At 63.2% G+C, this 4506-nt stretch carries 4 protein-coding genes; 1 reads left to right on the top strand and 3 read right to left on the bottom strand.

The genetic code is table 11. The features are described 5' to 3' along the window. The coding region (locus QT222_RS05830) for an adenylosuccinate synthase (protein ID WP_491476606.1) at positions 1 to 1227 on the bottom strand (1227 nt) is incomplete at its 3' end. A gap of 232 nt (positions 1228 to 1459) precedes the next feature. On the opposite strand from QT222_RS05830, the gene QT222_RS05825 reads away from it, so the two are divergent. Further along, positions 1460 to 1765, top strand: coding sequence for a hypothetical protein (locus QT222_RS05825; RefSeq protein ID WP_004572532.1), 306 nt, complete (start codon positions 1460 to 1462; stop codon positions 1763 to 1765). Positions 1766 to 1900: 135 nt separating this feature from the next. Here QT222_RS05825 and QT222_RS05820 read toward each other — a convergent pair whose 3' ends face one another. Then, on the bottom strand, positions 1901 to 3298 hold the full coding sequence (locus QT222_RS05820) for a hypothetical protein (RefSeq protein ID WP_491476605.1): 1398 nt from the start codon (positions 3296 to 3298) through the stop codon (positions 1901 to 1903). A 152-nt stretch (positions 3299 to 3450) separates the two neighbouring features. Continuing rightward, positions 3451 to 4506: DUF7527 domain-containing protein (locus tag QT222_RS05815; RefSeq protein ID WP_491476604.1), on the bottom strand; the 1056-nt coding region annotated here is incomplete at its 5' end.

The raw sequence follows: 4506 nt of genomic DNA, 5'->3' as shown, positions 1-4506 counted from the left end.
GTCCTGTGCAGCGTCCGGGATGGCGTCGTAGCCTTCCTCGGCGACTTCGGCCCAGTCGACTTCCGGCCACGGTTCGAACTCCTTTAGGACGGGTTCGCATTCGGCCCAGCGTTCGGTCGTCGCGGGCATGGTCAGGCGCTCTTCGCCGTCGAGTTCGTAGGCGTGGCCGACCTTGATTTCGTCCAGTCCGGCGAGCACGTCGAGGTGGTTGACGGCGATGCCGGTGAAGCCGCTTGCGCGCGCGGCGTGGCGGAGCATCGGGATGTCGAGCCAGCCGATACGGCGCGGGCGACCGGTGACGGTACCGAACTCGCCGCCTTTCTCGCGGATGAAGTCGGCGAGTTCCTCGTCGTGGTCGTTGTCTTTCAGTTCGGTCGGCATCGGTCCCTCGCCAACGCGCGAGAGATACGCCTTGACGATGCCGACGACTTCACCCTGTCCGACGACGGTCGGTCCGAGACCGGAGCCGGTGGACGCACCGCCTGCCGTCGGGTTCGAGGAGGTCACGTACGGGTAGCTCCCGTGGTCGATGTCGATGAGCGTTCCCTGTGCGCCCTCGAACATCACGTTCTCACCGGATTCGCGCCGGTCGGCGAGGAAGTCGCCGCAGTTGACCGTCATGTCGTCTTCGCGGGGGCGCCGGCCGACCTGGGTGTCCTCGTCGACGGGTGCTTCGATATCACACTCGTCGCCTGCTTCGAGACCGTACCCGTCTTCGATGGGCGCTCGCTTCTGCGGAACGACGTACTCCAGTCGCTGGCGGAGTACCTGGGGGTCCAAGGGGTCGCCGACGGGGATCCCGCGGCGGCCCACCTTGTCCTCGTAGGTGGGGCCGATGCCGCGTCCGGTCGTGCCGACGGTCAGGTCCGAGTCGGCCTTCGCTTCCTCCTCGATGTTGTCGAGGCGGCGGTGATACGGCATAATCACGTGCGCGCGCTTTGCGAGGCGCACGTCGGGGTCGAGACCCTGCTCACGGAGGTCGTCAATTTCGGAAAAGAGCGTCCGGGGATTGATGACACAGCCGTTTCCGAGCACGCCGACCTTGCCGCGGACGGCCCCGCTCGGGACGAGCGAAAGCTTGTACTCCTCGCCGTCTTCGACGACCGTGTGTCCGGCGTTGTCGCCGCCTTGGTATCGAACGACGATATCAGCGTCGCCGCCCCAGAGGTCGACGAGCGCGCCTTTGCCCTCGTCGCCGAGTTGCGAACCGACGATGGTAACAGTCATACGTCGGCCGTTCCCCGCGCCGCACTAAACAGATTACGGTCGCGCCCGGAAACAGACTCACGTTCGTGCATATGTTGTTAATTGATAGGACCAATACTGCCATAAACACGCATTAACGTGACGACGGATAACACAACGGTTAATTAGTGCCCTCGACAAGGTCGGGCTATCTCATTATTCGCCGTCTCGGAGGGTAAGGCTTAAAGCCTACCAAGAAGAGTTAACAAATGGCATGATAGACCGACTTGAGAAAGAAGTTGATATGTTGGAGCGCCATCTGCAGGTTCTGAAGATGGTCATCGAGAGTGAGCCGATTGGCATCGTCAAGATGTCCAACGAGACGGGTTATCCGCACCACAAAGTTCGGTATTCCCTTCGCGTTCTCGAAGAAGAGAACCTTATCGAGCCCTCCAGCCAGGGTGCGATTACGACCGAGCGGACACAGGAATTCGTCGACGAACTTGACGACAAGCTCGACGAGATTGTCAACAAGCTCGAATCGATGAAAATCGAAGAAGCGGCTGAAGTCGAAAACTAATCTCCGATACGCGCGGTCGTTCTATCCTGTTTCGTACGACGAGTCTCACCGGGCACGTCTTCGATCCGGCCGCGTTAGCTACATCTCTCTTCGTCGCGTATGCAGCGTACCCTCGGTGAGAGTCGTCTCCGTGTCTCACGTCGAGACGGGACGTTGTGCGTGCGCGTCGCTCGCATTCTGACCCTCCTCGGGACCGCTTCGAATCGAAGTGAGCCGCTCGGCAACTCGCTCCGGTTCGTCGACGAATGCGAGCGAATGGCAGTAAAAACGGTACGGCTCCGTCTCCGCAGCATCGTCCGTCCGGTCGAGTGCGACCGTCGCTGCGTCCGTCGCCGGCGGACTGTCGAACAGCGCCCTCTCGGCGGTCGCGTCACGGATAGCGTCGAGCGGAACGCACCACTGGACGGCGTCGAGGCGGCGGTCGTAGGCGACGAGTTCGTCGTCGGACAATCGGTATTCGAGCGCGCCGAACGCCAGTTCAAAGTGAACGACGCCGATGAGTGCGACGACGCCGAAGTACGCGCCGAGCGTCGCCACGGTCGCCGCACCGAGAAGCGGGAGCGACGTGATTCTCCAGACCTCGTGACCGACGAGCGGGACGCCGACCAACAGCACGACTGCGATGGCGTACTGTCCTTCGACCCGACGAAAACTGCTCGCGGCGTTGCCGAACGGCAGGAGGCTGTCCACCGCGCCCGCGAGCCGGACGGCGCGTCGGTTCGGCCGAATCGTCGAGCACGGTTCGCCGCTCGGAAGCGAGGAGACCGTCGACGACGCCGAGTCAGTCGTATTCGCGGACGACCGAGTCGATTCCGTCGCCCCAGCCGCGTCGCCAAACGAGCGAATGTCGCGGACCGTTCGCCCGACAACGACGAGCCCCGCAACGAGCGTCAGGAGGTCACCCACTTCGGGACCCGTCGCGTGCAGGGCGGTGAGGAACCACAGCGGGACCCAGTACAGCATCCACAACCCGAAACGCCACCGCGGTGCGACGGCCCCTGCGGTCGGCCACTCCGAGCGCGCGTGGTTCCGAACGAGGAGTCCGTGTTTCGCGGCGGAAGCGAGCGTACCCGCGGCGAGAATCAGCGGCGTTGGTCGCGACCAGAACTCGTCGAACACCGGCGACGAGACGACTTTCGACGACACCCCGACGGCCGCCACCGGGATAAAAAAGAACAGCGAGAGGAAGACGACGTTCACGAAGGGCCGCACGTTGTGGAGCGACACCGGTGGCAGCCGGTCGGCCACGGTGACGGACCCGACTTTCGCCGAGAAGAAGCGGAAAAACCCCTGCTCGTACGGCGACAGCGTCGAGTTCCCGCCTTCTGGCGCGGGAGCGGCCCCGGTCGGCGAAACCGTCTCCCGAGGCGCGGCGAACAACGTCTGGCACGTCCGCCGAACCAGCGACGTGGTCAGGTCGAGCCAGGAGAGGACGACGACCGCGTACAGCGGGTGCGAGGACGTGACGACGGCTGCCACCGCGACGAGTCCGCCCCCGAGTACAGCGAGATACGACGACGGAGACCGCTTCACTGGTCGCCACTCCGGACCGTTCGATTTTAATAATACTGATAAGATACGAAACCGACTCAGTTCGAGGCAGACTCAGGTGTTGTCCCCGAACGTCACGGTGCGGCGACGACCCAGTCAGAATTTGGAGGTGCGGCGAATTCGCCGGTGTGGTTCTACAAGTCGGGCACGTTCAGGTGGAACTCGCCGCTTCGTGCTTCGACCAGACAGAGGTGGTACCCCTGCTTGCGCGAGAGTTTGACGAAGCTCTTGCGCTTCGACCGACTCAGGAGACCGCCGCCGGTTTCGGCGGTGGCCGCTTCGAGGGCTTCGGGTTCGAAGAAGCTCTTCGTGACCACGAACGCCGACCCGAGCGTCTCTTTCGCGTCGGCGACAGCCTTCGAATCCTTGATGAGTTGCGTGACCATCGGCTGGGTGGCCGGGTCGCGAGAGTCGTTGAGGTTCGCGACGAACAGCGGTTCTCCCATCTGGTCGCGGACGATAACGTCGAACTGTCGCGGCTCCGTCTCGCCCTCGCCGATTGGAACTGAGACGGTCCCGTAGAGTTCGATACGGTCGGCTTTCGGAATCGAGTCGAAGACGCCGGCGAGGCTCGACCGGTTGTCCGTTTCGCCGATTTCGTAGAGTAAGTCAGTGACAACCCACTTGGCGAAGCCGTATTCGGGTGTCTCGTGGAGGAACTCCTCGTACGGTTGCCCTTCGATGCCGAGTCCTTCGGTGTCGAACGTCGTGTGGTGTTCGAGACGGAGGTTCTCGACGACCTCCTCGCGGCTTGCCTGTCCGGCGTGTGCCTTCTCCAGTGTCGCCTCTCCTTTCCGGGCGTAGCGGACGAACAGGTTCGTTCCCCGTAGCGCCTCGTCGGGCGACATCGACCGGTCCGCCGACTTGATGCCGGCTTCTTCCAGCTCGGCTCGAAGCCGGTCGACCTCGGATTCGAGTTCGGCCACGCGGTCTTCGAGTTCTTCCGCACGGGCGCGGTGTTCATCGCGCTCGTTCCGAAGCGCGTCGCGTTCGGATTCGAGTCGGTCGCGTTCGGACTCCAGCGCGGACAGTTTCTCCTTCACCGGGTTCGCCTCTTTGGGGTCGACCGCGTTGGGTTGTCCTTGCTCGGTACTCGTTTGCTCGGACGTCCGCTTCCGCTGTTTCGGCTGCTTCGACTCCTGCTTTTGCGGTGGTCGCGGCCGGGTCGCCTGCTTCGTGAATTGTTTCCC

This window comes from Haloferax sp. s1 (assembly GCF_058382125.1).
The sequence above is the reverse complement of the archived record's forward strand: the minus strand, read 5'-3'. Positions and strand labels throughout refer to the sequence as shown.